This window comes from Haladaptatus ordinarius, assembly GCF_054177595.1.
This window is the reverse complement of the sequence record NZ_JBPEHH010000279.1, coordinates 1-936: the sequence shown is the minus strand read 5'-3', so window position 1 is coordinate 936 and position 936 is coordinate 1. Positions and strand designations below refer to the sequence as shown.

The window sequence follows — 936 nt, the reverse complement described above, 5'->3', positions numbered from 1 at the left end:
CGCACGAACAGAAGTGTTCGTTGCGCTCTGTCTCCGACTCGTGGTTGCAATCACCAACTACGAGCGAGGAAACGACCCGGGCTGCGAAAAGCTATGAGATGGATTCTATGACACGCTCATAGGAGTCCAGTTCGCGCCCAGTCTCGTCTCCGAGAGTGTCCTGCAGGACATCCGTGATGGTGCCTTCTTTCCCGTGGTGTTCGCTATCGGGATCAGTCTTGGACACGTAGACCTGTACTTTGTCGCCCGGTTGATACGGGTCGCTCGCTGGTTGGGGCACGTCCTCCATCGATACTCGGTATTCTGTGTAGTGAGTTTTTATCGGTATCGGACATCTACACGATTCGATGGCCAACGATCCCCTGAGCTATACTGACGATGTTCGCGAGGAAAATCCCGATACAAACCGGTAGCGAAGAGGTCCAAAGGAGGTTGGAATGACGCTGGCGAGAAACAAATAAACTTGGGTGGGGTATATCTTCACCAGCCGCCGTCGAACTCGGCAGTTAAACCACATCGCTCGGCGAATCTCGTGATATATCGTTTCTTACTCCCCTGATCTAACGCGACATAGAGATAGTAGTCATCAGAGAGGTCCCTTTGCATCCGCATTGGCTCTCCGGTGGGATGAGTCGGCTCTGTATTGAGTATCGCATTTTTGGAGCCAGGAACATAAGGAAACGAGTCTAACTGGTTGATGAGATCGTACTCTTGGATCAAGAGATCAACCGTCTTTGCCATTGCATCGGATTGATTGTCCTCAGAGCATGACCACACGCGATTCCCGTTTGCAGAAAGATGGACGATATACTCTGTATCGACTGTCGGTACTTCCCATCGAGTCAGTGGATAGTCACGACTGACGGGGTTAGATTCTCAGGAAGCGTCTGGATGGGTGATTATGAGATTTCTCTACCATCCAGACACTGTTCTTAC

At 51.0% G+C, this 936-nt stretch carries 1 protein-coding gene; it reads right to left on the bottom strand.

Annotated features, from left to right (window positions below; translation table 11 throughout):
* Nucleotides 1–91 precede the first annotated feature (91 nt).
* Nucleotides 92–289, bottom strand: coding sequence for a DUF8139 family protein (locus ACR3FF_RS27190; protein WP_458191218.1), 198 nt, complete (start codon nucleotides 287–289; stop codon nucleotides 92–94).
* Nucleotides 290–936 lie beyond the last annotated feature (647 nt).